Source organism: Melaminivora alkalimesophila, from assembly GCF_000282995.1.
In the GTDB taxonomy this organism is placed as follows: domain Bacteria; phylum Pseudomonadota; class Gammaproteobacteria; order Burkholderiales; family Burkholderiaceae_C; genus Melaminivora; species Melaminivora alkalimesophila.
The window spans coordinates 1-1,673 of the sequence record NZ_ALEE01000486.1; the positions used below are offsets into that span (position 1 = coordinate 1).

Genomic DNA, 1,673 nt, shown 5'->3' on the forward strand with positions numbered 1-1,673 from the left:
CCCCGGCGGCAGCGCCGCCGTGGAGACCGTGCAGGCCGTCGCCGACGCCGGCAAGAGCAGCTTCGTCGGCCGCGAGGTGACCAAGAGCGACCGCCCCGACCTCACGGCCGCCAAGGTCGTGATCTCCGGCGGCCGGGCCCTGGGCAGCGCCGAGAAGTTCCAGGAAGTGCTCACGCCCCTGGCCGACAAGCTGGGCGCCGCCATCGGTGCCTCGCGCGCGGCGGTGGACGCCGGCTACGCCCCGAACGACCTGCAGGTCGGCCAGACAGGCAAGATCGTCGCCCCGCAGCTCTACATCGCCCTGGGCATCTCCGGCGCCATCCAGCACCTGGCGGGCATGAAGGACTCCAAGGTCATCGTGGCCATCAACAAGGACCCCGAGGCGCCGATCTTCAGCGTGGCCGACTACGGCCTGGAGGCCGACCTGTTCGAGGCCGTGCCCGAGCTCATCAAGGCCCTGTAAGGACCGCACCGCGCTCGCACCACGGCGCGCCAAGGCATCGCTTGCGATGCCTTTTTTTTGACCACATCTGCCGGTTTTCTTTGTTTTCACGCTGACATCGTCGAGGAAGTCATGAGCTACACCGCTCCCGTCAAGGACATGCTGTTTGCCATCGAGCATCTGGCCGACATCGCGCAGGTCGCGCAGATGCCCGGCTTCGAGGAAGCGGGGCTGGACACCGCCGCGGCCGTGCTGGAGGAGTGCGCGCGCTTCAACGAGGGCGTGGTCGCGCCGCTGAACGTGCCGGGCGACCAGAACCCCTCGTCCTGGAAGGACGGCGCCGTGAGCACCACGCCGGGCTTCCGGCAGGCCTACGCGCAGTTCACCGAGGGCGGCTGGCAGGGGCTGCAGCACCCCACCGACTTCGGCGGTCAGGGCCTGCCCAAGACCATCGGCGCGGCCTGCGTGGAAATGCTCAACAGCGCCAACCTGAGCTTTGCCCTGTGCCCGCTGCTCACCGACGGTGCCATCGAGGCGCTGCTCACGGCCGGCAGCGACGAACTCAAGAGCACCTACCTGGAGAAGCTGGTCTCGGGCGAGTGGACCGGCACCATGAACCTGACCGAACCCCAGGCGGGCTCGGATCTCGCGCTGGTGCGCACGCGCGCCGACGCCCAGCCCGACGGCACCTACAAGCTGTTCGGCACCAAGATCTTCATCACCTACGGCGAGCACGACATGGCGGACAACATCGTCCACCTGGTGCTGGCGCGCGTGGCAGGCGCCCCCGAGGGCGTCAAGGGCATCAGCCTGTTCGTGGTGCCGAAGTTCCTGGTCAACGAGGACGGCTCGCTCGGGGCGCGCAACGACGTGCACTGCGTGTCCATCGAGCACAAGCTGGGCATCAAGGCCTCGCCCACGGCGGTGCTGCAGTTCGGCGACCAAGGCGGCGCGGTGGGCTATCTGGTGGGCGAGGAAAACCGCGGCCTCGAATACATGTTCATCATGATGAACGCCGCGCGCTACGCGGTGGGCGTGCAGGGCATCGCCATCGCCGAGCGCGCCTACCAGAAGGCCGTCGCCTACGCCCGCGAGCGCGTGCAGAGCCGGCCGGTGGACGGCAGCGTGCGCGGCAGCGCCACCATCATCCACCACCCGGACGTGCGCCGCATGCTGATGACCATGCGTGCCCTGACCGAAGGCTGCCGCGCCATGGCGCTGGTGGCGGCCG

The 1,673-nt window shown here is 68.9% G+C and carries 2 protein-coding genes; both read left to right on the top strand.

Translation table 11 applies throughout. The features are described from left to right. Nucleotides 1-463: electron transfer flavoprotein subunit alpha/FixB family protein (locus A612_RS09495; protein ID WP_019374260.1), on the top strand; the 463-nt coding region annotated here is incomplete at its 5' end. A gap of 111 nt (nt 464-574) precedes the next feature. After that, on the top strand, nt 575-1,673 hold a 1,099-nt coding region (locus A612_RS09500; RefSeq protein ID WP_019374261.1), incomplete at its 3' end, for an acyl-CoA dehydrogenase family protein.